The organism is Glycomyces sp. NPDC021274 (assembly GCF_040641195.1).
Taxonomy (GTDB): Bacteria; Actinomycetota; Actinomycetes; order Mycobacteriales; family Micromonosporaceae; genus Glycomyces.
Window position 1 is genome coordinate 14652 of record NZ_JBFADC010000011.1, and the last position, 24882, is coordinate 39533.

Below are 24882 nucleotides of genomic sequence, written 5' to 3' on the forward strand. Positions count from 1 at the left end.
GCTGCGGGCCGCCCCTTGCGGCGCCTACGGTTCGATGCGTGCGAGCCGACCGGTCTCGAGCGCGACCCAGACCGCGCCGTCCGCGGCGATCGCCAGACCGTGCGGTTCACTGCCGGCCGCCGACAGGTCGTAGCCGCTGACCTGGCCGTCGGCGCTGACGTGTCCGAGGCGGTTGCCGCCCCATTCGGTGAACCAGCAGCCGCCCTCGGCGTCGACCGCCACGGCGTGCGGCTTCGCGCCCTCGCTCAATGCGAAGGCGTTGACCGTGCCGTCCTCGTCGATCCGGCCGATCCGGTCGCCCATGATGTCGGCGAACCACACGCCGCTCGCACCGGCGCTGATGCCGACCGGTGCGGCCCCGTCGAGTCCGAGCGGGATCACCGTGACCGCGCCGTCCGCGTTCACGTGCCCGACCGAAGCGGCGGCGTTGAGCGTGAACCACATGGCGCCGTCCGGTGCGGCCGCGATCGCGGACGGGAAGCCGCCCCGGTGCGGGATCGTGAACCGGGTCAGTTCCCCATCCGGTCCGATTCGTCCGATGTGGTCGGTGGCGGTCTCGGTGAACCACACCGCGCCCGAGCGGTCGACCGCGATGCCGTACGGCCCCGCGCCCTCCGCCAGCCGGATCTCGGTCGGCTCGCCGTCAGCGCTGTCGTCGCCAACGCCGATGCGGCCGATCTTGTCGGTCTTGTACTCGGTGAACCAGGCCGCGCCGTCCGGAGCGACGGCGACCACAGTGGGCTGCGAGCCGGCCTCCAGCCGGTGATACCGCGGCTCGCCGCCTTCGGCGAGGTGCCCGACCTGGGCGCCCTCGGCGACGGTGAACCAGGTCGACCCGTCCGGTCCGAAGGCGATCCCGTACGCGCCCTTGGCGACTTCGATAGTCCGCATCAGACGATGCCCTTCGCTCGCAGGGATTCGGCGATGGCCGCGATGCCGGCCGGGGTGCCGGACATGATCGTGCGCGCATGCTCGGTCACGACCGCGACGGGCCAGTCCCACCACGCCGCGTCGAGCATCAGGGCGGTGCCCGCCGCGTCGAAGCGGCGCTTGACCGGCTTCGCCGGGTTGCCGCCGACGATCGTGTAAGGCTCCACATCGGCCGTCACGACCGAGCCGGCGGCGACGATCGCCCCGTCGCCGATGCGCACCCCGGGCATCACGAGGGCGTTGTAGCCGATCCACACGTCGTTGCCGACCACGGTGTCCCCGCGGGACTCGACGCCCTGCAGCAGATCGGCCGTGCGGTCGGCCCACTCGCCGCCGAAAATCGTGAACGGGAAGGTCGAGACACCGGTCATCAGGTGGTTCGCCCCGGCCATGATGAAGCGCGTGCCGGCGGCGATCGCGCAGTACCTGCCGATGACGAGCCGCTCGGGCCCGTAGGCGTAGAGCACGTTCCGGGTCTCGAACTCGTCGGCCGCGTCCGGGTCGTCGTAGTAGGTGTACTCGCCGACCGTGATCCTGGGGTCCTTCACGAGCGGTCTGAGGAAGACGACCCGCGGAAAGGCCGGTATCGGGTGCAGCGTGTGCGGGTCGGGAATGGCGTTCGTCATCGCTCCCTCTCTGTCGCAACGAGTCGGCACCGAGTCGGGTGGAACCGGGCCGCTCAGAGCGTTCGATGATAACGAACGGCGGCCGGCGGGACCCCCTTGTGTCCCGCCGGCCGCCGAAGAGGCCGGTCCCTGCTCGCCGCTAGCCGGCGGCACCGGCGACGGCGAAGATCACCGCCGCGCCCGCGAAGCCCATGAGGCCGATGGTGGTCTCCATGACGGTCCAGGTCTTCAGCGTGGTCTTGACGTCCATGTCCAGGAACCGCCCCACGAGCCAGAACCCGGAGTCGTTCACGTGGCTCACCATGACCGACCCGGCGGACATCGCCAGCACGATCGCGGCCAGCTCGACCGCGTTGTAGCCGTTGCCGGCCACGATCGGCTGCACCAGACCCGCCGCCGTCGTCAACGCCACGGTCGCCGAGCCCTGCGCGACGCGCAGCGCGGTCGCGATGAGGAAGGCCGCCACGACCACCGGCAGGCCGATGTCCGAGAGTGCGCCCGAGAGCGCGTCGCCGATGCCGCTGGCGCGCAGCACGCCGCCGAACATCCCACCGGCGCCGGTGATCAGGATGATCGCGCAGACCGGGCCGAGCGCATTGTCGAGCAGGTCCTCGACCCAGGCGCGGGTGCGACCGCGCCGCTCGCCGAGCACATAGGACGCCACGAACACGGTGACGAGCAGCGCGATCGGCGTCGAGCCGAGCGCCCGCGCCACGGTGAACCAGGTCGCCTCAGCGTCGACCCAGCCGGCCGACCCGGCCGTGTTGAGCCCGGTGTCGAAGAAGATCATCAGCAGCGGGAGGAGCAGCAGCAGGATCACCGTGCGGGCCCGGGGCGGATTCTCGGCGTCGTCGGCCTGCGGCCCGCCGGAGAGCACGTCGGGCACCGGCAGCTCGATGCGCTTGCCGACCCACAGGCCGAACAGGTAGCTCGTGACGTACCAGGTGGGGATGGCGATCAGCAGGCCGAGCGCGACCACGAGGCCGACCTCGGCGCCCAGCAGCGTGCTCGCCGCGACCGGGCCGGGGTGCGGCGGCACGTAGATGTGCATGACCGAGAACGCGCCCGCGGCGGGCAGGGCGTACTTGAGGACGCCGCCGCCGAGGCGCCGCGCCACCGCGAAGATGATCGGCAGCATGACGACGAGCCCGGCGTCGAAGAAGATCGGGAACCCGAAGATCAGCGAGGCCACGCCCAGCGCCAGCGGGGCGCGCCGCTCACCGAACTTCGCGATGAGCATGTCCGTGAGCGCCTTCGCGCCGCCGGAGACCTCCACGAGCCGCCCGAGCATCGCACCCAAGCCGACGAGCAGGGCGACGTTCGCCAGTGTCGCCCCGAACCCGCTGGTGAGGGTCGGGATGACGTACTGGGCCGGGATGCCCGTCGCGAACGCGGTCAGCACCGAGACGGTGATCAACGCCAGGAACGCGTGGACGCGCAGCCAGATGATGAGCACGAGCAGCAGCGCGACGGCTCCGGCCGCGATCCCCAGGAGCGGTCCTGCTCCGAGGGTCTGTGTCCATTCCATTTCCATGATGGGTGGAAAGCTCCTTTGCTTCACGGGGTGTACTTCGGGCGGGGGCACCGGCGCGCTAGAGGCCGGGGGCTGAAGGGCGACCTCTCGACGTCGAGGTCGAGAGGTCGAGTTTTGGAGGCTGAGTCTTAGAGGTCGAGTCTTAGAGGTCGAGGTCGGCCACGACGCGGTCGACGATCTGGTCGGGGGAGGCGGCGACGTCGACGGTGACACCGTCCTCGTCGTCGCCGAGGGGCTCGAGGGCGGCGAACTGGGAGGCGAGCAGGCTGGGCGGCATGAAGTGCCCGCTGCGGGAGGCCAATCGCTCGCCGATGACCTCGCGCGTGCCGTGGAGGTGGACGAAGTGGACGCGGGCGCTGGCGCCGCGCAGCACGTCCCGGTACTCGCGCTTGAGCGCCGAGCAGGTGACGACGGTGCCCTGGCCCGCCTGGTCCTGCGTGCTGATCCAGTCCCGGAGCGACCGCAGCCACGGCCCGCGGTCGGCGTCGGTGAGCGGGATCCCGGCGCTCATCTTGGCGATGTTCGCCTCAGGGTGGAACTCGTCGGCCTCGGCCATGGGCCAGTCGAGCCGCTCGGCCAGGAGCCTCGCCACGGTGCTCTTGCCCGAGCCCGAGACCCCCATGACCACCAGACAGGTAGTCGCCATGGACCCCTCCTCATCGAAAGGTAGTACGTAATGAACGGAAAGGTAACACCAATTGCACTGCCATGCAAACCCGGACCGTATAGGATTCGGGGATGGGAGACAGGCATGGGGATACCCCGCATCCGCAGCATCGGCACCAGGCCGCGGCATGATCGAGCGGCGCAACCGGTCCGGCGCTAGCCTCCACGACCCCGTCCTCGAGAAACTCGGCATGGAGATCGCCGCCGGCGAGCTCCCGGCCGGGCACGTCCTCACCCTCGACGCGATCCAGGAGCGCTTCGGCATCTCCCGCACCGTCGCCCGCGAGGCCATGCGCATCCTCGAGTCCATGGGCCTGGTCGAATCCCGCCGCCGCGTCGGCATCACCGTCCGCCCCATCGCCGAGTGGAACGTCTTCGACCCCAAGGTCATCTGGTGGCGCCTCTCCGGCCCCGACCGCGGCGCCCAGCTGCGCACGCTCACCGAGCTCCGCATCGCCGTGGAACCCCTCGCCGCCGGTGCCGCGGCCCGCGCCGCCACCGCGGCCCAGCGGGCCCGCGTGGTCGAGCTCGCCGCCGTCCTCCGCAGTCTCGGCGAAGCGGCCGACCTGACCGAGTTCATGGAACGCGACGTCGAGTTCCACGCACTCCTCTTGCAGGCCAGCGGGAACGAGATGTTCGGCGCGCTCGCCGACGTGGTCGCCGCGGTCCTGCGCGGCCGCACCCAGCTCGGGCTCATGCCCCACAAGCCGGTCCCCGAGGCCATGGACCTGCACGACGCGGTTGCGGCGGCGATCGCAGACGGCCGTTCTGCCGAAGCCGAGGCCGCCATGCGGGCGCTCCTGGTAGAGGTCCGCACCGCGATGCTCCCGGGCTGAGTCCCGGCCCTGGCCCCCGCGCCACTCTGCACCGAGATCCTCACCCCGGCGAGGCCGGTGCCATGTGACATGGCACCGCAGCGCGGGTCCTGTGCCATGTGACACGGCACTGCGGGCGCGGCGTTGCCCCGCGCGACGACTTCCTTCGTGCGCATCGCCACACCGGACCGTTTGCAACTTGCTGTAGTACATCACGCGTCACATACCCAGAAAGGTATTCACGACACCCGGACAGCAAGCAGCAGACCGAAACCAGCCGCGATCCCTTGTGGCGCATGCACCCCGCGCAGGCGAGCCGACCGCGTCCGACCGGACCGTATTTGGGCGGCGACACGGCGTTTCTCCTGGTCTGACCAGTGAAGCACGGTCAGTAACCGCATAGCATGTGCCACAACACCGCCCCGGCTCACAAGGCCGCGACACCACCGCAGATCGGACCAGCCATGCCCGAGTTCGCACCAGTGCGATTGCCGCACTACGACGGCCAAGGCCCGCACTCGCTCCTCGCCGATGTCGCCGCCTGGACCGGCTCCGAGCCGATGCACCGGCTCCTCGCCCTCTTCGGCGGCAGCCTCCCCGGCACCGGCACCGCCGAGGACCTGGCCTACCTCGAGGCCTTCTCCGCCGACCACTGGGACTTCCGCGCCGGCCGCGAACGCCACGAGACCGCGCCCGAGCCGCTCACCCCCGAGCATGAGCACACCGCCACCCAGGCGGCCCTCGCCCTCGGACTCGGGGCCGCGGCGACCCCGCGCCTCGCGCATTACACGCACGTCCTGGTCCTCGGCGGCCTCGTCGCCTCCTGCCTGTTCCGCACCCGCTTCGCCGCCGAACTCCTCGAGAGCGGCATCAGCGCCGAGCACGTAACCGGCGTCGGCGGCTTCCGGCCCCTCGGCGAACGCGACCTCGAATCCGCGGCCCTCAGCGGCATCGACTGCGGCGGTTACGAAGTGGACGCCATCGAAGCGAGCCTCAAGCGCGCCTTCAACATCACCGGCGACCCGCTCGTCGACGAGGGCGGCGACCCGCTCCGCGACCCCGGCCGGGCCTGGAAAGTGGCGACCTACACGGCCGGACCGGCCACCATCAGGGCCGTCGCCGCGCCGTCCTCGCAGCCCGGCCGCCGCCGCGCCGACACTGTGGACACCTGCCGGTTCTGGGCCGACCGCGTCGCCGATCTCGCCCCCGGCGACAGCGTCCTCGTCGTCACCTCCGCGCCCTACACCGCGTTCCAGCACTGCGATGCGATCACCCATATGGGACTCCCCTACGGCTGCACGGTGGACACCGTCGGCGTCGACCCCGCCACCCTCCCCGAGGCGCACTTCCGCAAGCACCACACCGCGAGCGGCTACCTCCAGGAGGTCCGCTCGGCCATCCGCTCCATGCGCCAGCTCTACCACACCGCCCACGCCACGGCCCAGACCCCGATCCGCCCCGTCGAATCCGCGATCGGACGGCGTTTAACGCTCGACGATCGGCGCAGGCGACAGCGCCGCTCGCAGGACCGGTGAACGCAATCGCCGGCGCACCGAGATCGGTGCGCCGGCGACAGCAAATACATCTACGCCGATATATCTCATGAATTTCAATCGGCCGCGCGCACTGTTCGAATCGTGAACGGCACGGCAGTGTCGGGCCCCGATGCCAGGGTTGGAACCGGGGGCCCATCGCATCGGCAATAGCGCCTTCGGCGACCCCTGAAAACGGCGGAGCCGGGACCGCCTGGGGACGGTGCCGGCCCCGCCGTCAGGGGGCCCCTTGGGGGGTGCTCAGTGGCCGTTGGCGAGGAACCTCGTGTAAGCGGGAATCGTCAGGAACGTCGGGTACGCCTCGCCCAGCGCGCATTCGGTGAAGACCGCGAGCGCGTCGTCGAAGCGGTCGCCCTCGAAGCGCTGCATGCGCTCGAACTCGTCCTTGAGCAGCCGCTCGACCCAGCCGCGCGTCACCGTGCGCCCGTCGCCCGTGGTCGACCCGGCGTTGATCCACTGCCAGATCTGCGAGCGCGAGATCTCGGCGGTCGCGGCGTCCTCCATGAGGTTGTTGATCGCCGCCGCGCCGATGCCGCGCAGCCACGACTCGATGTACCGCACCCCGACTTCGAGGTTCTTGCGGATGCCGGCCTCGGTGATCTCGCCGGGCGTGGCGGCCACGTCGAGCAGGGCCGCCGCGTTCGGCACGACGTCCTCGCGCAGCTTGTCGATCTGGTTCGGCAGGCCGCCGAGGGTCTCGTCGAAGACGGCCATGGCCACGGGCACCAGGTCGGGGTGGGCCACCCAGGAGCCGTCGAAGCCGTCGTCGGCCTCGCGGTTCTTGTCGGCCCGCACCTTCTCCAGCGCGACCGCGTTCGCCTCGGCGTCCTTGCGGCTGGGGATGAACGCGGCCATGCCGCCGATCGCGGAGGCGCTGCGCCGGTGGCAGGTGCGCACCAGCAGTTCGGTGTAGGCGCGCATGAACGGCGCGGTCATGGTCACCTGGTCCCGGTCGGGGAGCACGAAGCGCGGTCCGCGCTCGCGGAAGTTCTTGATGACCGAGAAGATGTAGTCCCAGCGCCCGGCGTTCAGCCCGGAGGAGTGGTGGCGCAGTTCGTACAGGATCTCCTCCATCTCGAACGCGGCGGTGATCGTCTCGATGAGGACCGTGGCGCGGATGGTCCCCTGCGGCACGCCGAGGAGGTCCTGGGCCATGACGAACACGTCGTTCCACAGCCGCGCCTCGAGGTGCGACTCGAGTTTCGGCAGGTAGAAGTACGGGCCGCGGCCGAGTTCGATGAGCCGGCGCGCGTTGTGGAAGCAGTACAGCCCGAAGTCCACGAGGGAGCCGGCGACGGGGACGCCGTCGACCCGCACGTGCAGTTCGGCGAGGTGCCAGCCGCGCGGGCGCACGATGATCGTGGGCAGGTCGGTGAGGGCCTCGCCCTTGAGCCGGTACTCCTTGCCCTGCGGGCTGGTGAAGTCGATGCGCCGCTCGATGGCGTCGCACAGGTTCACCTGCGAGTCGATCACGTTGTGCCAGTTGGGCGTCGAGGAGTCCTCGAGGTCGGCCATCCAGCATTTCGCGCCCGAGTTGAGGGCGTTGATCGTCATCTTCCGGTCGCAGGGGCCGGTGATCTCGACGCGGCGGTCCTCCAGGCCCGGGGCGAGGGTGGCGACGCTCCAGGAGAAGTCGTCGCGCACCTCCTGCGTCTCGGGCAGGAAGCCGGGGTCGACGCCGTTGCCGATCTTGATGCGGCGTTCCTGGCGCAGTTGCAGCAGCTCCTGGCGGCGGGGCGCGAAGGCCCGGTGGAGGGCGGCGACGAACGTCAGCGCCTCCGGGGTCAGGATCTCGTCCTGGCGGTCGACGGCGGGCCCGTTGACCGCGATGCCCGTGTCGTTGCGGGTCTCGGTTGTGGTGACCACGTGGTTCTCCTCAAGTGGCGGTGCGGGAGCCGGCCGGAGCCGGCTCGTCGCAGCGGACTGGTCGCAGGGCAGCTAGTGGAATTGTCCCGCCTCGGTCGAGCCCGCGAGCGCGAGCGTCTCACTTTGGGGGTTGAGTGCGGCGGTGACGCGGTCGAAGTAGCCGGTGCCGACCTCGCGCTGGTGCTTGGTCGCGGTGTACCCGCGCGCCTCGGCGTCGAACTCGCGCTCCTGCAGGTCCACGTAGGCGGTCATGCCTTCGCGGGCGTAGCCGTGGGCGAGGTCGAACATGGAGTGGTTGAGGGCGTGGAAGCCCGCCAGGGTGATGAACTGGAAGGTGAAGCCCATGGCGCCGAGTTCGCGCTGGAATTTGGCGATGGTGTCGTCGTCCAGGTGGCGCTTCCAGTTGAAGGACGGCGAGCAGTTGTAGGCGAGCATCTGGTCGGGGTGCTCGGCCTTGATCGCTTCGGCGAACGTGCGGGCGGCGTCGAGGTCCGGTGTGCCGGTCTCCATCCACAGCAGGTCGGCGTACGGCGCGTAGGAGATGCCGCGGGCGATGCACGATTCGATGCCGCCGCGCACCCGGTAGTACCCCTCGGGGGTGCGGTCGCCGGTGAGGAACGGGCGGTCCCGTTCGTCCACATCGGAGGTGAGGAGGGTGGCGGCCTCGGCGTCGGTGCGGGCGATGATGAGCGTCGGCACGTTCTCGACGTCGGCGGCGAGCCGGGCGGCGTTGAGCGTCCGCACGTGCTGCGAGGTGGGGATGAGCACCTTGCCGCCGAGGTGGCCGCACTTCTTCTCGGAGGCGAGCTGGTCCTCCCAGTGCACGGCCGCCGCGCCCGCCCCGATCATGGCCTTCATGAGCTCGAAGGCGTTGAGCGGGCCGCCGAAACCGGCTTCGGCGTCGGCGACGATGGGCACGAGCCAGTCCTCGACGCTCTGCGTCCCTTCGGAGGCCTCGATCTGGTCGGCGCGCATGAGGGCGTTGTTGATGCGGCGCACCACCTGCGGGACCGAGTTGGCCGGGTAGAGCGACTGGTCGGGGTAGGTCTGGGCGGCGAGGTTCGCGTCGGCGGCGACCTGCCAGCCGGAGAGGTAGATCGCGTGGAGGCCGGCCTTGACCTGCTCGACGGCCTGCCCGCCGGTCATCGCGCCGAGCGCGTGGGTGTACTCGCCGTGGGCGGCGTCCTCGGTGAGCCGGGACCAGAGGCGCTCCGCCCCGCGGCGGGCGAGGGTGTGCTCTTCGGTGACGCGGCCGCGGAGGCGGACCACGTCGGCGGCGGTGTAGTCGCGGACGGTGCGGGCCCAGCGCGGGTCGGTGGCCCACTCGTGGGCCAGCCGTTCGGCGGCGAGGTTCGCTTCGCGGTCGCGGTTCGTGTCGTTCATCGTCGGCTCCGAGCATTCGGGGCCGCAGCAGCGGCCATTACTTGCAGGTAACAACAATCTTTCACTTGTATCCACGCCTGAGTAGCGGTTTGCGGTGGAAAGATCGTCAGTTCTTCGCAATACTGGGGAAATGACGAACCTGCCCGCGAACGCCCCCGGCCCCGCCACGGCCCCCGCCCAGAGCAGCGCCCGTGGCAGCGGTAACCCGACCGCCGCCGTGCGCCCCAAGGACGCCCGCACCGCCGAGAAGAACGGCGGTTCCGCCGATCCTGGCGCCGCCCGCCGCCCCTGGGGCGCGGGCGAAGCCGCCGAACTCGCCGCCGACGACGCCTCGGTGGACCTCATCAGCCTCGGCAAGCAGATCCGCCACCTGCGCAAGCAGCGCGAGATGAGCCTCGACGACCTCGGCGCGGCCGTCGGCTCCGCCGCCTCGCAGCTCTCCCTCATCGAGAACGGCAAGAAGGAGCCGAAGCTCTCGATGCTGCGGGCGCTGGCCCGCGCCCTCGGCGTCTCCTCGGACGAACTGCTCGGCGCGGAGCCGCCCAACCGCCGCGTCGCGCTGGAGATCGCGCTCGAGCGCGCCCAGCGGAGCGCCCAGTACCAGGCGCTCGGACTGCCGAACGTGAAGCCCTCAGGGCGCACCCCCACCGAGATCCTCGAGGCGCTCGTGGGCCTGCACAAGGAGGTCGAGCGCCAGGTCAACCTCCACACTGCCACACCGGAGGAGGCCCGGAGGGCCAATACGGAGCTGCGCCGGCGCATGCGGGACAAGGACAACTACTTCGGCGACATCGAGGCCGAGGCCCGGACCCTCCTCGCCGGCGTCGACTACGCGGGCGGCCCGCTCTCGCAGCACCAGATCGCCGACCTCGCCGCCTACCTGCGGTTCACGCTGCACCACGTGGACGACCTGCCGCACTCGACCCGCTCGGTCACCGACCTCAAGCACCGCCGGATCTACCTCACGCAGGTCGGCACCGGCTCGCACGACCCGCGCACCGTGCTGCTCCAGGCACTCGCGAGCCATGTGCTGCAGCACGAGGTGCCCCGCACCTACCTGGAGTTCCTGGGCCAGCGCGTGGCGACGAACTACCTCGCCGCGGCGCTGCTCATCCCCGAGTCGAGCGCCGTGGCGTTCATGCGCCAGTCGATGACGGGCAAGGAGATCGCGGTCGAGGACCTGCGCGACAACTTCGCGGTGTCCTATGAGGCGGCCGCGCACCGCTTCACCAATCTGGCGACCCACCACCTGGGCATCCGGACCCATTTCCAGAAGGTCCACAAGTCCGGGATCATCTTCAAGGCGTACGAGAACGACGACGTGGCGTTCCCGGCCGACCCGACCGGCGCCATCGAGGGGCAGCCGATCTGCCGCTACTGGACGAGCCGCCAGGTGTTCGACGTGCCCGACAAGTTCAACGCGTTCAACCAGTACACGGACACGGCGACGGGCACGTACTGGTGCACCGCCCGCACCGAGCGCAGTGCCGACGGCCTCTTCTCGTTGAGCATCGGCGTCCCGTACGAGTCCGCGAAGTGGTTCCGCGGCAAGGAGACCAAGGCCCGCTCGGTCTCCAAGTGCCCGGACCCGGACTGCTGCCGCAACCCGCCGCGGGTCCTCGCCGACGCCTGGTCGGGACAGGCCTGGCCCACCGCCCGCGCCGCCAGCTCCCAGCTCGCCGCGATGCCGATCGGCTCCTTCCCCGGCGTCGACGAGACCGAGGTCTACCAGTTCCTGGAGCGCCATTCGAAGGACTAGCCGCGACCCGTGTCGGACCCCCGTGTCAGGGTTGGAACGGGGGACCCATCAATGTCCGATTTGCGTAGACGCTCCGTTCACGTTGCTCCTACCGCGCTCACCATCGCGGTCGGCGCGGGGTCACGCGCTCTCGTCCTCTTCGAGTCCCACGGCGCGGCGCAGCTCCGCGCGGCGGTCCTGCATGTCGACCTTGCCGGGCTCGTCCGAGAGCTGCTGCATGACGTCGGCGAGGCCGCTGGCGATGGCGTTGAGCTTGTGCTGCAGGGCCGCGTCGTTCCGCGATTGGGTGTTCTGCAGCAGGGCGACCATGAGGAACGTGATGATCGTGGTCGTGGTGTTGATGATCAGCTGCCACGTGTCCATTTGGAGCCAGATGATCGTCGGCGCCCAGATCAGCACCACCAGGATGCATATCGAGAAGAACGGCGCGCGGGCGGCGAACTCGGAGGCCTTCGTGGCGAAACGGTCGAACCAGCCCAGCCGGGTGTCGACGTCTCTCGGCATGGTCGCTGTCGGTCGCTCGTTCTCGTGCTCCTTGGCTTTCATACCGGGGCGTTTTCCCAGTCCGGGCCCTTGTCAAACATGTGTACGCCGCGCCGCAGGCCAACCGGGCCACAAGGGATCCGGCGGGCGGTGTCGGACCGCGCAGCCCGAACATGTCAGGTTCAGGCCGTGCCTTGCGGTCCGTCCGTCGCCCGCCGGTGACGGCGGTCGAGACGGCACCGCGCGCACGGGCCGCCGTGGGCGGCCCTGTGCGCGCGGACGCGTCGCTAGCTCCTGGCGGGCCACACCGGTTCGTCGCCGTGCCAGACGACGCCCTTGTTGCGGCACAGGCAGAACGGGTGGCCGATCGGGTCCGTGTAGACCCGGAAGCCGTATCCTTCGGGCCCGGTGTTGTCCTTTTGCAGCGTCGCACCGAGGCCGGTGAGGCGGCGCTCCTCGGCGTCGATGTCGTCCACTTCGAAGTCGAGGTGGTACTGCTTGGGGTGCTCGCTGCTCGGCCAGGTCGGCGGCCGGTACTCGTCCACGCGCTGGAAGGCCAGTTCGATCTCGCCGAAGACGATGCCCGCCCAGTCGCCGTCGCTGCCGTCCTTGACCGGCCGGCCGGTGACCTCGGAGTAGAAGCCCGCGAGCGCCATCGTGTCCGGGCAGTCGATGATGAAATCGGTGAGTCGCAGCATCAGCCGATGATGTCACAACGCCGCCCCGCGGAACAGCCCTCCTGAAACTCTTTCAGGTCGGATGCGGTGGCGGCCTTGCGGAGCCGCGACGAGCGGCTGCACGGGCCGAGCGCGAGCCGCGCGGCGGGCTCCTGAGGCGCGGGGATACTGGGGTGATGCGCGCCGGTCGTCTCGTCTCGATGCTGCTCCTGCTGCAACAGCACGGGGGCATGACCGCCGAGCGCCTGGCCGGGGAGCTCGGCGTCTCGGTCCGCACGGTCTACCGGGACGCCGAGGCCCTTGCCGCCGCGGGCATCCCGATCTACGGCGAGAGCGGCCACGCGGGCGGGTACCGGCTGCTCGAGGGGTACCGGACGAAGCTGACCGGTCTCACCGAAGGCGAGGCGGAGGCGCTGGCGCTCTCCGGCGTCCCGGCCGCCGCGACCGACCTGGGCCTCCAGACCGAACTCGCCGCGCTCGAACTCAAACTCTCCGCCGCGATGCCGCAGGCCCAGCGGGAACGCGCCGAGGAGGCCAGGCGGCTGTTCCACCTCGACGTCGTGGGCTGGTTCCGCCGCGCCGAGCCGGTGCCGTTCCTGGCGCTCGTCGCGAACGCCGCGTGGGAGCGGCGGCGGCTGCACGTCACGTACTCGCGCTGGGCGGAGCCGAAGGAGATCGAACGCGAGCTGTGCCCGCTCGGCCTGGTGCTCAAGGGCGGCCAGTGGTACCTGGTGGCGACCGCGGCATCCGGCCCGGCCCGCATGTACAAGGTCACGAACCTGCTGGCGGCCAGGAAGACCGAGCAGACGTTCGAGCGCCCCGAGGACTTCGACCTCGCGGCGTGGTGGTCGCGGCAGCTCGACGACTTCGACGCCCGCCGCTACCGCGGCGAGGCCCTGGTGCGGTTCTCGCCCGAGGCGGTCGCGAAGGCCCCGGACAACCTCGACGCGGACTCGGTCGCGGCCATCGCCGAGGGCACCGTCGATGACGAGGGGTGGACCATCGCCACCGTCCCGATCGAGACCCACGCCCACGCCGTGGGCGAACTCCTGCGCCTCGGCGGCCTCGAGGTGCTCGAACCCGAGTCCCTCCGCGCCCTCATGCGGCGGCGCGCCCTGGAAGCGGCCGCCCTGCACGCCTGACTCCGACCAGCATGGTGAGGGCCGTCGCGGCGAACGCCACCGCGCAGACCGCGCCGAGCACGTAGAACCCGTAGCGGATGTGCGTCGTGTCCGCCACCCACGCCACCACCACGGTCATGCCCGCCGAGAGGCCCAGGCCGACCGCGTTGACCGCCCCGAACACCCGGCCGGCCCGAACGTCCGGCACCGCCGCCAGCAGCAGCGACCGCAGTCCGACGCGCGAGAGGCCGATCAGGAACGCCGCGGGCGGGATGCAGACGAGCAGCGCCGCCAAGTGGATCGGGAACACGAACGAGAACAGCGCGCACCCGAAACCGCCGGCGAGTGCCGTCCGCAGCTGCCCGAAACGCCTGCTCACCTTGGGATAGCAGGCGGCCGCGACGCAGAACCCGAGTCCCGCCAGCGCGTCGACGAGCCCGTAGACCCCCGCGCCGCGCCCGAAGCCCTCGTAGACCAGCACGATCAGGGTGGTGTTGCTGACCATCGTCATGACCTGGCAGACCGCGTAGAGGAACCCGAGCCGCAGTAGCGGCGCGCCCTGCGCATCCTTCGCTTCGGCGGCCGTCTCGACGACTGCCGGTGCGCGCGGGGCGCGGCGCAAAACCCAGAAGACACAGGCCGAGGCCAGGAAGGTCGCCCCGTTGAACACGAACAGCGGCGTGGTGCCGACGAAGTGGATGAGGAACCCGCCGATGGAGGCGGCCAGGAGCGTGCCGATCTGCAGCGCCATCTCGTAGTGCGCGCTGAAGCGGGCGACGCGGGCGGGGTGGACGCGTTCCTTGATGAGCGCGTTGCTCGCGGGCATGAACATGGCCGCGAGGAGGGCGAGGGCGAAGGCGGTGCCGTACGCGACGGGGCCGGGGTCGCCGCCTGCGAGCATCCAGACCGGCAGGACGAGTGCGGCGGCGGCGCTGGCGAGGTCGGCGATGAGGCAGAGGGTGCGGCGGTCGAAGCGGTCGGCGAGGGTGCCGAACCAGAGGGAGAGCAGGGCGGGCGGGATCGAGACGGCGATGAAGAGCCAGCCGACCGCCAGGGCGCTCTCGCCGGTGGTGAAGACGAGGATGGCGGAGGCGACGAGCTGGATGCCGTTGCCGAGGCTGGTGATGAACGTGGCGGGCAGCAGGAGCCGTTCGGCGCGGCCGGCGCGGGGCGGCGCGGTGTCGTAGTCCGGAGCGTGGGCGGTGATCGTCATGGAGGGCAGTGTGCGCGAGGTCCACTGACATCTCATGTCAGTGAAGTGTCGTGGGGTCGGTCACAGCGCTCGGCCGCGTCTCGAGCAGTGCGGGCGAGTCGCTCAGCGCAGGCGGGCGCGGAGGTGCTCCCCGGCAGCGGCGTACATGTCGGGAAGTTCGGGGAGCAGGGTGAGGGCGGCCTCGATGCGTTCGCGGGTCGCCCTCGGGTCGTGGCGGACGGCTTCGAAGGCCGCGGTCGCGCTCATGGGGGCGAGCCGGAAGTGCCAGCCGGGGTGCGCGTGGGTGGGCGCGTAATGCGCCGTCAGGGTCTCGATGGGGGCCAGCGGCGCGCCGACGCGGTGCAGGAGCGGCGCGAGGCCGTACCGCGCGACGCTCTCGCAGATCTCGCGGGCGGTGGCCTGGTTGCGGTGGTGGGCGTCGTGGACCTCGTAGACCACCGCGTAGGCGAGGGAGCGCTCGCGTTCGGTCGCCGGGCCGGGATGCGGCACGTCCCACCAGAGCGCTTCGACGGTGGCGGGGCTGATCTCCGGTCGCTGCAGTGCGTCCTCGGCCGAGGTGGCGACGGCCAGGCGGACGGCGCCGAGGGCGACGACGCTCTCCGAGTACCGGCGCAGGTACCGCAGTCCGCGGGCGGCTTCGGGTTCGGCCGCCTCGGCGTCCCGGCGCATCTGCTCGGCGGTCGGCCCGTCGGTCCACGTGTACGTCCATGCCCCGGTGCCTGGGTCGTGCTCGATCTCGACGGGTGCGGAGCAGGCGGCGGCGAGTCGGCGGAGCCGTGCTTCGCGGTCCGGGAGGGCGGCGGTCATGGTGACATCCCATCATGTTCGGCGACCGCCGGACCGAGGGGAGGGAGGGACGCCCGGCCGGAGGTCCGGCCGGGCGTGGTCGTTCGTCTACTGCTGCTTGATGCGGACCATATTGCCCGCCGGGTCGCGGAAGGCGCAGTCGCGAATGCCGTACGGCTGGTCGGTGGGCTCCTGGACGACTTCGGCGGTCTCCTGGAGCTTCGCGAAGACCTCGTCGAGGTTCTTGGTGGAGAGGTTGATGGAGGCGTAGGTGCCCTTGGCCATCATCTCGGCGATGGTCGCCCGCTCCTCGTCCGTGATGCCGGGGTCGGCGGCCGGCGGGTGCAGGACGATGGAGACGTCCGGCTGCCCGGCGGGCCCGACGGTGATCCACCGCATGCCCTCGTAGCCGACGTCGCCCCGGACCTCGAAGCCGAGCACGTCCCGGTAGAACTCGAGAGCGGCCTCAGGGTCGTTCTGCGGCAGGTATGCCTGGTAAATGTTGATGTCCATGCCGGCAACCCTATTTCTTGCCGCCCGCGCTCGCTTCTCGATTCCTGATCGGTCTGCTGATCTGCTTCGAGACGCACGCGGGGATGCCCTCGGTCGCGTCGGCGGCCTTCTCCTTGTAGACGCTCGGCGGCATGCCGACGAGCTCGGTGAAGCGCGTGCTGAACGTGCCGAGCGAGGACGATCCGACCGCGAAGCACACCTCGGTGACGCTCAGCTCGCCGATGCGCAGCAGCGCCATCGCGCGTTCGATGCGCCGCGTCATGAGGTAGGAGTACACCGATTCGCCGTACGCGGCCTTGAACTCGCGGCTGAGGTGCCCGGCCGACATGTGGACGCCGTGCGCGAGGGCCTCGACGTTGAGCGGTTCGGTGTACTCGCGGTCGATGCGGTCGCGCACGCGGCGCAGGAGCGCGAGGTCGCGCAGGCGCTGTTCGGGGATCGATCGGCTGGTCACGAGCAACATTCTGCCACCGCGCGCCGACAGGGGCCAGGAGCGACGCTCGAAGCGGGACGATCCGGATGCCGGGCGGCGGCGAACCGAGAGCGGGGAACCGCCGCGATGCGATCGCGGCGCACCAGCCCGCTGCCCACTGCGCAAGGCGCACAACAGCCCTCAGTAGCGCCGACTACAGCGGTGCGCGTGGTCGCGTCGCGGCCACGCGCACTCGGTCCGTCACGGTGCCGGGGTCAGGCCCCGACGTACTCGGCGAGGTGCTCGGCGGTCAGGGTCGAGCGGTCGGCGACCAGGTCGGCGGGGGTGCCTTCGAAGACGATCCGGCCGCCGTCGTGGCCCGCGCCGGGGCCGAGGTCGATGATCCAGTCGGCGTGGGCCATCACCGCCTGGTGGTGCTCGATGACGATCACGGTCTTGCCGGAGTCCACGAGCCGGTCGAGCAGGCCCAGGAGGTGGTCGACGTCGGCGAGGTGGAGGCCGGTGGTCGGCTCGTCGAGGATGAGGACGCCGCCCTTCTCCCCCATGTGGGTCGCGAGCTTGAGGCGCTGGCGCTCGCCGCCGGAGAGGGTGGTGAGCGGCTGGCCGAGGGTGAGGTAGCCGAGGCCGACGTCGGCGAGGCGGTCGAGGATCTTGTGCGCGGCGGGGGTCTTGGCCTCGCCGTCGCTGAAGAACGCCTCCGCTTCGGCGACGGGCATCGCGAGGACCTCGCTGATGTCCTTGCCGCCCAGGCGGTATTCGAGCACGGCCGCCTGGAACCGCTTCCCGCCGCATTCCTCGCATGTGGACTCGACGGTGTCCATGATGCCGAGGTCGGTGTAGATGACGCCGGCGCCCTTGCAGGTGGGGCAGGCGCCTTCGGAGTTGGCGCTGAACAGGGCCGGCTTCACGCCGTTGGCCTTCGCGAAGGCCTTGCGGATGGGGTCGAGCAGCCCGGTGTACGTGGCGGGGTTGCTGCGGCGCGAACCGCGGATGGCGCCCTGGTCGATCGTCACCACGCCTTCGCGCGGCGACACGGACCCGTGGATGAGGGAGCTCTTGCCGGATCCGGCGACGCCGGTGACGACGGTGAGGACGCCTTCGGGGATGTCGACGTCGACGTCCTGGAGGTTGTGGGAGTTCGCGCCGCGCACTTCCAGCTGCCCGGTGGGTTTGCGCACGTCGTCCTTGAGTTTGACGCGGTCGTCGAGGTGGCGGCCGGTCACGGTGTCGCTCTTGCGGAGTCCTTCGACGGTGCCTTCGTAGCAGATGGTGCCGCCGCCGGTGCCCGCGCCGGGGCCGAGGTCGACCACGTGGTCGGCGATGGCGATCGCCTCGGGCTTGTGCTCGACGACGAGCACGGTGTTGCCCTTGTCCCGCAGCTGGATGAGCAGGTCGTTCATACGCTTGATGTCGTGCGGGTGGAGGCCGATGGTGGGTTCGTCGAAGACGTACGTGACGTCGGTGAGGGAGGAGCCGAGGTGGCGGATCATCTTGGTGCGCTGCGACTCGCCGCCGGAGAGCGTGCCGGTGGGCCGTTCGAGCGAGAGGTAGCCGAGGCCGATGTCGGTGAAGGAGTCGAGCAGGTGCTGGAGGCCGGCGAGGAGGGGCGCGACGGTGGGCTCGTCGAGTTCGCGGACCCATTCGCGCAGGTCGTTGATCTGCATCGCGCAGAGGTCGGCGATGTTCTTGCCCTTGATCTTCGAGGAGAGCGCCTCGGGGGCGAGGCGGGTGCCCTCGCAGTCGGGGCAGGTCTGGAAGACCACGGCCCGCTCCACGAACGCGCGGACGTGCGGCTGCAGCGAGTCGATGTCCTTGGAGAGCATCGACTTCTGGATCTTGGAGATCAGGCCTTCGTAGGTGAGGTTGACGCCGTCGACCTTGACCTTGGTGGGCTCCTGGTAGAGGAGGGTGTGGAGTTCCTTCTTGGTGTACTTGCCGACCGGCTTGTCCATGGGCAGGCCCGCGCCGGCGAAGACGCGGCCGTACCAGCCGTCCATGCTGTAGCCGGGCGCCTTGATCGCGCCCTCGTTGAGCGAGAGGGTGTCGTCGTAGAGCGCGCCCATGTCGAAGTCGTTGACGCGGCCCATGCCCTCGCAGCGCGGGCACATGCCGCCGAGGCGGTTGAAGGTGGCCTTCTTGGCGGTGGTCTTGTCGCCGCGCTCGACGGTGATCGCGCCGCTGCTGCTCACCGAGGGGACGTTGAACGAGTAGGCGTTGGGCGAGCCGATGTGCGGACTGCCGAGCCTGCTGAAGAGGATGCGCAGCATGGCGTTGGCGTCCGTGGCGGTGCCCACGGTGGAGCGGGGGTTGGCGCCCATCCGCTCCTGGTCGACGATGATCGCGGTGGTGAGCCCTTCGAGGCGGTCGACCTCGGGCCGCGCCATGGACGGCATGAACCCCTGCACGAACGTCGAGTAGGTCTCGTTGATGAGCCGCTGCGACTCGGCCGCGATGGTGCAGAACACGAGCGAGCTCTTGCCGGAGCCGGAGACGCCGGTGAACACGGTCAGGCGGCGCTTCGGCAGCTCGACGCTGACGTCCTTGAGGTTGTTCTCGCGGGCGCCGATGACGCGGATGAGGTCGTGGCTGTCGGCGTCGTGCCTGTCGGAGTGGTTCGCGGCTCTGCTCATGATCGCCACTTTAGACGGGGGGTACGACACCCGCTTCTCGAATCCTGACCGGCCCGGGCTCGCGCGTGCGACCTGCGGCGACGCTAGTGGGCGGTGAGCTTGGCGACGCGCTCGGGCGTCGGCCACTTGACGTCAGTCGCCCAGCCGGCCCGCTCGAGGAGCCAGATGATCCGGGCGGAGGTGTCGATCTGTCCGCGCTTGACGCCGTGGCGGGCCCAGGTCTGGTCGGCGTGGTGGGAGTTGTGCCAGGACTCGCCGCCGGAGAGCAGCGCGAGCGGCCAGAAGTTCGCGGCCCTGTCGCGGCTCTTGAAGGGCCGCTCGCCGATCATGTGGCAGATCGAGTTGGTCGACCACGTGGCGTGGTGCAGGGCCGAGACGCGGACCAGGCTCGCCCAGAAGAACGCGGTGGCCGCGCCCGTCCAGGACATCGTGATGAGGCCGCCGAGCAGCGCCGGGAGGAAGAACGTCGCCACCGTCCACACCCAGAACAGCCGGTCGACCATGACGAGGTCGCGGTCGCGGCGCAGGTCCGGCGCGAAGCGCTCTTCGTTGGTGGTGTTGCGCGGCTGGAACATCCATCCCATGTGGGCGTGCCAGAAGCCCTTGCTCAGGGCCCAGGCGGAGGTCCCGTGGAGCCACGGCGAGTGCGGGTCGCCCTCTTTGTCGGAGAACGCGTGGTGGCGGCGGTGGTCGGCGACCCAGGTGATGAGCGGGCCCTGCACCGACATGCTGCCGAGGATCGCCAGCGCGATCTTCACGGGCCGGTTCGGTTTGAACGAGCCGTGGGTGAAGAGGCGGTGGAAGCCGACGGTGATGCCGTGGAGGGTGAGGAGGTAGAAGCCGACGCTGAGGGCGATGTCGGTCCAGCTGAGCAGGCCTGTGGTCCACGCGAAGGGGACGGCGGCGGCGAGCGCGGCCATCGGCACGAGGAGGAAGAGGTAGATGAGGGATTGGCGCCCGGCGTCGCGTACGTCGCCGTGGACGGGTTTGGGCCCGGCCTGGGCCGGGGTGGGGCCCGTCTGGGTGATGGTGGCCATCGCGCGGCCTCGCTTTCGATTCGTCCGACCGTGCAATCGTCGTCGCGTGCGAGCGCGTGCGCAGTGGGGCGGACGGGTGCTTTTCGGGCCGATGATGCCCCGCGCCACAGGGGGCGTAGGCCCTCCAGGCGCTTCGGCCGTGTCGCCGGGGCCTCAGTTGCCTTCGAGGTAGGCGAGGACGGCGAGGACGCGGCGGTTGTCGTCTTCGGACTGGCCGAGGCCGAGTTTGCGGAAGACGTTCGCAGAGTGCTTGCCGACGGCCTTCTCGGTGATGTAGAGGCTGGCGGCGATGGCGGCGTTGGTGCGGCCTTCGGCCATGAGGCCGAGGACTTCGAGCTCGCGGGGGGTGAGGGCGTCGAGCCGGTTCTGCTGCCTGCCGAGGAGGCGGGCGACGACCTCGGGGTCCATGGCGGTGCCGCCGGCGGCGACGCGGCGCAGGGCCTCGATGAACTCGGCGACGTTGGAGACGCGGTCTTTCAGGAGGTAGCCGACGCCGCCGCGGCGGTCGCCGAGGAGTTCGCGGGCGTAGAGCTGCTCGACGTACTGGGAGAGCACGAGGATCGGCAGGGCCGGGATGTGGCGGCGGGCCTCGATGGCGGCGCGCAGGCCTTCGTCGGTGAACGTCGGCGGGAGGCGGATGTCGACCACGGCGACGTCGGGCCGGTGCTTGAGGAGGGCGGCGGCGAGCGCGGGCCCGTTGTCGACCGCTTCGACCACGTGGAAGTCGTAGGCCTCGAGCATGCGGGTCAGGCCGTCGCGCAGGAGCGAGTGGTCTTCGGCGAGGACGACGTCCATCTTGCACCCCTTGTTGTTCAGATCGGTCGTTCGCGCTGCGATGGTCGGGGTCGGCGCCCCGTTCGACGTGTCCCGCGGCGGTGGCGTGTGACCTGGCACCGGTGCGGTGCCGCTGTGCCCGGCGCGGCTGCGGTCTATCCGGTTCAGGACGGGTACGGCCTGGCCACATTATGGGCGGCGTCGAGGTCGACCGGGGCGGCGGGGATGGTCATGGTGACGACCGTGGGGCCCCCTTCGGGGCTGGAGAGGTCGACGGTGCCGTCGAAGGCGGCGAGCCGGCGGCGCACGCCGTCGAGTCCGCCGCCGGAGGCGAAGCTCGCGCCGCCGACGCCGTCGTCGCGGACTTCGATGACCACTTGGCGGTGGTCGCGGTTGACGACGACGTGCACCTGGGTGGCCTCGGCGTGCTTGGTGATGTTGGTGAGGATCTCGTTCGTCGCGAAGTACGCGGCGGCCTCCAGCGGCGGAGGCAGCTTGCCCACGAGCCGGTCCACAACGGACACGGGGAGCGGGTGGTCGAGCGCCATCGCCTGCAGCGCACCGGTGAAGCCCCGGTCGGCGAGCACCGGCGGGTGTATGCCGCGGACGAGCTGCCGGATCTCCTCGAGCGCGTCGGAGCAGGCCTGGCGGGCTTCGCCGACGAGCGCGGCGGCCTGCTTCGGCCGGTCGTTCGAGAGCAGTTCCTCGGCCATGCCCAAGGTGAGGCTGAGGGCGGCGATGCGGGCCTGCGCGCCGTCGTGGAGGTCTCGTTCTATGCGGCGCAGCTCGGCGGCGGCGTGGTCGGCGGTCTGGTCGCGCGCGTGGCGCAGCTCGGAGACCCGCTCGGTGAGCAGTGCCTTCGCGGTGGGGCCGAGCAGGAGCACGCCGAGGTGCGCGTACCAGCGCAGGAGCAGTTCGCCCCAGCGCCACCAGGCGACGCCGCACGCGAGCGCGAACGGCACGAGCATGAGGGTCTTGGCGGGGGTGTCGAAGTCGTAGAACCCGAAGTCGTTGACGAACGGGCTCGGCGAGGCGTGGAAGACCGTGGCGAGCAGCAGGGGCTGCACCAGGTAGTACACGGCGATGCCGAAGACCCCGAGGTAGAGCAGGTTCACGATGAACCCGAGGGTCGCGTCGATGGCGAGCCACGCGAAGTCGCGCCAGGTGGCGGCCTCGCGGATGAGCCACAGCGCCTGCTGGTCGAACCGGCCCTTCGCGCGGGGCTGGTACGGGACGGGGATGTGGACGCCGAGCTGCTCGCCGATGACGCGCCGCTGGGTGTTCGCCCAGAAGCGGATGGCGAGGAGGACGAAGACGGCGACGGGGATGCCGATCCAGAAGACGACGAGCACCCCGGTGACGATTGCCGCGGCCAGAAGCGCCCCCGCGACGAGCGTGAGGCTGAATCGCAGGACCGACCAGCCCGGAAGGGCCAGTCGCCGCGTGATGGGATTGGCCGGTATCGACATGGTGCGGCAAGCCTACCTGCTGCTTTTCGGCCCTCAACGCCGCTGCCTGCGGCGCGACCGCCGCGGCTGCGCCGGTCGCTACGCTGGGGCCTGCTTTTCCATTATCGCTGAGGGGGACCGGTATGGGCGAGGGAACGTGGGCGCTGGTCACGGGCGCTTCCGCGGGTCTCGGCGCGGCCTTCGCGCGGCAGCTGGCGGCGCGCGGGCACCACGTGGTCCTCGTGGCCCGGTCGGAGGCGAAGCTGGAGGCGCTGGCGGCCGAGCTGCGCTCGGCGCACGGCGTGCAGGCGCGGGTGGCGGTGCAGGACCTGGCGGTGGCCGGCGCGGCGGAGCGGATCGCGGAGGCCCTGGCTGGCGCGGGGATCGCGGTCGAAGTGCTGGTGAACAACGCGGGGATCGGCACGTTCGGGCGGGACGCGGAGATCGCCGCTGACTACAACCGCGATGTGGCGATGGTGAACGTGGTGGCGGTCGCGGACCTGGTGCAGCGGTTCCTGCCGGGGATGGTCGCGCGCGGTTCGGGGGCGGTGGTGAACGTGGCGTCGATGGCGGGGTTCCAGCCGCAGCCGTACATGTCGCTGTACGCGGCGACGAAGGCGTTCGTCGTGAACTACAGCCTGGGGTTGTGGGTGGAGGTGCAGGGCACGGGCGTGAAGGTGCTCGCGGTGTGCCCGGGGCCGGTGGACACGGACTTCCCGATCGCCAACGGCATCAAGTACGACGAGCGGCGCCTGGGCTGGCTGCTGGCCGACCCGGAGGCGATCGTGCGGCAGTCGCTGCGGGCGCTCGACCGCGACAAGGGCTATGTGGTGCCGGACTGGAAGAACTGGCCCGAGGCGCATCTGCTGCCGCGCCGCCCGAGGCGGCTCATGACCCGCCTGATCGGGCTGGTGCTGCGCCGCTTCGCGGACTACCAGCACCGCTGACACCGGCGCCGACTCCCGTGCGCGAACGCCCGTGACCTCCCACCCACCACCCCCCACCCACCACAAGAGGGGAAGGATCGTAGGCCCAGCGTCCCGCGCGGGTACGACAAGAACGGGCCTCCGCAAGCGAAGTGTCACCCGAAAGAGCGCGGCTCAGGCGCACCCGCACGTCACTCGACGACGCGGGCGATCGAGAGGCCGTCGTAGCCCTTCACGCCCACGGTCTGCATGACGGTCCCCTCCAAGCGCGGGTCGGCCGCGACCTTCTCCAGATAGGACCGCACGCCCTGCACGTTCGGGTCCCGGCTGAGCCCGTCGGCCACGGCCCCGCCGCGCACCACGTTGTCGGCCACGATGAGTCCGCCGGGCCGCGTCAGCTGCAGCGACCAGTCGAGGTAGTCGGGGTACCCGCCCTTGTCCGCGTCGATGAAGACCATGTCGAACGGCTCGCCGCCCTCGGCGGCCAGCTTCGGCAGGCTCTCGGCGGCCGCGCCTACGCGGATCTCGACGATCCCCACGAGCCCGGCGCGGGCGATGTTCCCGCTCGCGACCTCGGCGTGCCGCGGGCTGTACTCGAGGCTGACGAGGTGGCCGTCCTTCGGCAGGGCCCGCGCCATCCAGATCGCGCTGTAGCCGCCGAGCGTGCCGATCTCCAGGACGCGCTTCGCACCGAGCGTCTTCGCCAGCAGGTACAGGAGCTTGCCCTGGGCGGCCGAGACCGAGATCGGCGGCAGGCCGGCGCGCTGGGCCGCGGCGGTCGCCTCGGCGAGGGTGTCGTCCTCGCCGACGAGCAGCGACGAGAGGAACGCATCGACTTCGGTCCACTGGCTCTGGCCCATGGTTCGCCCCTTCCAAGGAGTCCGAGAACGTCGGTCAAACGCTATCACCGCCGCGCCGCCTGATTCACGTCCATATTTTCAGGGATTCGCAACCGAGTCGTAACGCCGTTTTGCGACTGGGCGGACTGGCGGCCGGGAATAGTACCGCTAAAGAGTGAAGGACGTTGTTGTAATTACGACATAGAACGATGATTGACCGCGGTCTTTTGTCAGAATTTGCCCCCTTATCAGGGGAACGCGCCGGTCTCGGTCTTGCGGATCATCGTACGACGCAACGGCTTGAATGATAGACCTGAATCACGACTTGTTCGCGGCCGAAGTTCCGGACCTCCGGTGCGGCGGCGGATTGGAATGACGACCGGCTTCGGGGGGAGCCGGTCGCACACTGGGGGGTAACGCTATGAGCATGGCACGATCGGCGACAGTCGATATCGGCACCACCATGCGGCTCGTCGCACCCGATTTCGCGACGGTGAGTGTGCGCGCGAGCCTGCGCTACGACCCGGACGATCCCTACGCCGTCTGCGTCATGTTCCACCCCGACGGCACCGACGCCGACCAGGTGGCCTGGTCCTTCTCGCGGGAGCTGCTCGCGAAGGGCCTGGAGGAGCCCACGGGCATCGGCGACGTCCGGGTGTGGCCCTGGACCACCCCTCGGGGCGAATCGGTCGCGCTGGCCCTCTCCTCGCCCGACGGGAACGCGCTCTTCGAGATCAACCGCGGCGTCGTGCAGCGCTTCCTCCGCCGGGCCTACAGCCTGGTGCCGCGCGGCCGCGAATCCGGCTACGTCGACATGGACACGACCCTCACCAAGCTCCTGGCCGGCGGGGTCTGACCCGCCGACCTGCC

The 24882-nt window shown here is 70.5% G+C and carries 23 protein-coding genes; 6 read left to right on the top strand and 17 right to left on the bottom strand.

Annotated features, from left to right (window positions below):
• Positions 1–24 precede the first annotated feature (24 nt).
• The 4 genes from AB0I03_RS21135 to AB0I03_RS21150 all read right to left on the bottom strand — a co-directional run bounded on the left by AB0I03_RS21135 (position 25) and on the right by AB0I03_RS21150 (position 3736).
• On the bottom strand, positions 25–891 hold the full coding sequence (locus AB0I03_RS21135; RefSeq protein ID WP_360415392.1) for a virginiamycin B lyase: 867 nt from the start codon (positions 889–891) through the stop codon (positions 25–27).
• Positions 891–1556 (bottom strand): CatB-related O-acetyltransferase, encoded by a 666-nt coding sequence (locus tag AB0I03_RS21140; protein WP_360415394.1) that lies wholly within the window; start codon positions 1554–1556, stop codon positions 891–893. The genes AB0I03_RS21135 and AB0I03_RS21140 overlap by 1 nt, the downstream gene beginning before the upstream one ends.
• 139 nt (positions 1557–1695) lie before the next feature.
• Positions 1696–3093, bottom strand: a complete 1398-nt coding sequence (locus AB0I03_RS21145) for a GntP family permease (protein ID WP_360415677.1) — start codon at positions 3091–3093, stop codon at positions 1696–1698.
• Positions 3094–3232: 139 nt separating this feature from the next.
• Complete coding sequence (locus AB0I03_RS21150) at positions 3233–3736, bottom strand: gluconokinase (protein WP_360415396.1); 504 nt, start codon at positions 3734–3736, stop codon at positions 3233–3235.
• 148 nt (positions 3737–3884) lie between these two features.
• Between AB0I03_RS21150 and AB0I03_RS21155 the strand changes: the two genes are divergently transcribed.
• A complete protein-coding gene (locus AB0I03_RS21155) occupies positions 3885–4592 on the top strand; it encodes an FCD domain-containing protein (protein ID WP_360415398.1) in 708 nt (235 codons plus the stop codon).
• Between the two features lie 443 nt (positions 4593–5035).
• A complete protein-coding gene (locus tag AB0I03_RS21160) occupies positions 5036–6106 on the top strand; it encodes a hypothetical protein (protein WP_360415400.1) in 1071 nt (356 codons plus the stop codon).
• A gap of 258 nt (positions 6107–6364) precedes the next feature.
• On the opposite strand, the gene aceB is transcribed toward AB0I03_RS21160, so the two are convergent.
• Both aceB and aceA read right to left on the bottom strand, forming a co-directional pair.
• On the bottom strand, positions 6365–7990 hold the full coding sequence (gene aceB / locus AB0I03_RS21165; RefSeq protein ID WP_360415402.1) for a malate synthase A: 1626 nt from the start codon (positions 7988–7990) through the stop codon (positions 6365–6367).
• Between the two features lie 72 nt (positions 7991–8062).
• A complete protein-coding gene (aceA, locus tag AB0I03_RS21170) occupies positions 8063–9373 on the bottom strand; it encodes an isocitrate lyase (protein WP_360415404.1) in 1311 nt (436 codons plus the stop codon).
• Positions 9374–9503: 130 nt separating this feature from the next.
• On the opposite strand from aceA, the gene AB0I03_RS21175 reads away from it, so the two are divergent.
• A complete protein-coding gene (locus AB0I03_RS21175; protein ID WP_360415406.1) occupies positions 9504–11132 on the top strand; it encodes a helix-turn-helix domain-containing protein in 1629 nt (542 codons plus the stop codon).
• Positions 11133–11252: 120 nt separating this feature from the next.
• On the opposite strand, the gene AB0I03_RS21180 is transcribed toward AB0I03_RS21175, so the two are convergent.
• Complete coding sequence (locus AB0I03_RS21180; RefSeq protein WP_360415408.1) at positions 11253–11678, bottom strand: low affinity iron permease family protein; 426 nt, start codon at positions 11676–11678, stop codon at positions 11253–11255.
• Positions 11679–11902: 224 nt separating this feature from the next.
• Positions 11903–12313 carry a VOC family protein gene (locus AB0I03_RS21185; protein ID WP_360415410.1) on the bottom strand — a complete coding sequence of 137 codons (411 nt, stop codon included), beginning with the start codon at positions 12311–12313 and terminating at the stop codon, positions 11903–11905.
• Positions 12314–12468: 155 nt separating this feature from the next.
• On the opposite strand from AB0I03_RS21185, the gene AB0I03_RS21190 reads away from it, so the two are divergent.
• The gene (locus AB0I03_RS21190) at positions 12469–13434 is read left to right on the top strand and encodes a WYL domain-containing protein (RefSeq protein WP_360415412.1); all 966 of its coding nucleotides are present in this window, start codon (positions 12469–12471) and stop codon (positions 13432–13434) included.
• On the opposite strand, the gene AB0I03_RS21195 is transcribed toward AB0I03_RS21190, so the two are convergent.
• The 8 genes from AB0I03_RS21195 to AB0I03_RS21230 form a co-directional block, all read right to left on the bottom strand.
• Entirely contained in the window at positions 13391–14626 is a 1236-nt protein-coding gene (locus AB0I03_RS21195) for an MFS transporter (protein ID WP_360415414.1), read from the bottom strand. The two genes, AB0I03_RS21190 and AB0I03_RS21195, sit on opposite strands and share 44 nt — an antisense overlap.
• Positions 14627–14728: 102 nt before the next feature.
• Positions 14729–15433: a hypothetical protein gene (locus AB0I03_RS21200; RefSeq protein ID WP_360415416.1), complete on the bottom strand. Its 705-nt coding sequence runs from the start codon at positions 15431–15433 to the stop codon at positions 14729–14731.
• 87 nt (positions 15434–15520) lie between these two features.
• Complete coding sequence (locus AB0I03_RS21205; protein WP_360415418.1) at positions 15521–15925, bottom strand: VOC family protein; 405 nt, start codon at positions 15923–15925, stop codon at positions 15521–15523.
• Positions 15926–15935: 10 nt separating this feature from the next.
• Positions 15936–16388, bottom strand: coding sequence for a helix-turn-helix transcriptional regulator (locus AB0I03_RS21210; protein ID WP_360415420.1), 453 nt, complete (start codon positions 16386–16388; stop codon positions 15936–15938).
• A 224-nt stretch (positions 16389–16612) separates the two neighbouring features.
• Entirely contained in the window at positions 16613–18988 is a 2376-nt protein-coding gene (locus AB0I03_RS21215; RefSeq protein WP_360415422.1) for an excinuclease ABC subunit UvrA, read from the bottom strand.
• Positions 18989–19071: 83 nt separating this feature from the next.
• Positions 19072–20025, bottom strand: coding sequence for an acyl-CoA desaturase (locus AB0I03_RS21220; RefSeq protein WP_360415424.1), 954 nt, complete (start codon positions 20023–20025; stop codon positions 19072–19074).
• 153 nt (positions 20026–20178) lie between these two features.
• Positions 20179–20820 (bottom strand): response regulator transcription factor, encoded by a 642-nt coding sequence (locus AB0I03_RS21225; protein WP_360415426.1) that lies wholly within the window; start codon positions 20818–20820, stop codon positions 20179–20181.
• 143 nt (positions 20821–20963) lie between these two features.
• Complete coding sequence (locus AB0I03_RS21230; RefSeq protein ID WP_360415428.1) at positions 20964–22268, bottom strand: sensor domain-containing protein; 1305 nt, start codon at positions 22266–22268, stop codon at positions 20964–20966.
• A gap of 122 nt (positions 22269–22390) precedes the next feature.
• Here AB0I03_RS21230 and AB0I03_RS21235 point away from each other — a divergent pair, with 122 nt between their 5' ends.
• Positions 22391–23194, top strand: coding sequence for an SDR family oxidoreductase (locus tag AB0I03_RS21235; RefSeq protein ID WP_360415430.1), 804 nt, complete (start codon positions 22391–22393; stop codon positions 23192–23194).
• Between the two features lie 170 nt (positions 23195–23364).
• On the opposite strand, the gene AB0I03_RS21240 is transcribed toward AB0I03_RS21235, so the two are convergent.
• Positions 23365–24033: an O-methyltransferase gene (locus tag AB0I03_RS21240; protein WP_360415432.1), complete on the bottom strand. Its 669-nt coding sequence runs from the start codon at positions 24031–24033 to the stop codon at positions 23365–23367.
• Between the two features lie 400 nt (positions 24034–24433).
• Between AB0I03_RS21240 and AB0I03_RS21245 the strand changes: the two genes are divergently transcribed.
• Positions 24434–24868, top strand: coding sequence for an SsgA family sporulation/cell division regulator (locus tag AB0I03_RS21245; RefSeq protein WP_091043033.1), 435 nt, complete (start codon positions 24434–24436; stop codon positions 24866–24868).
• Positions 24869–24882: the final 14 nt, after the last annotated feature.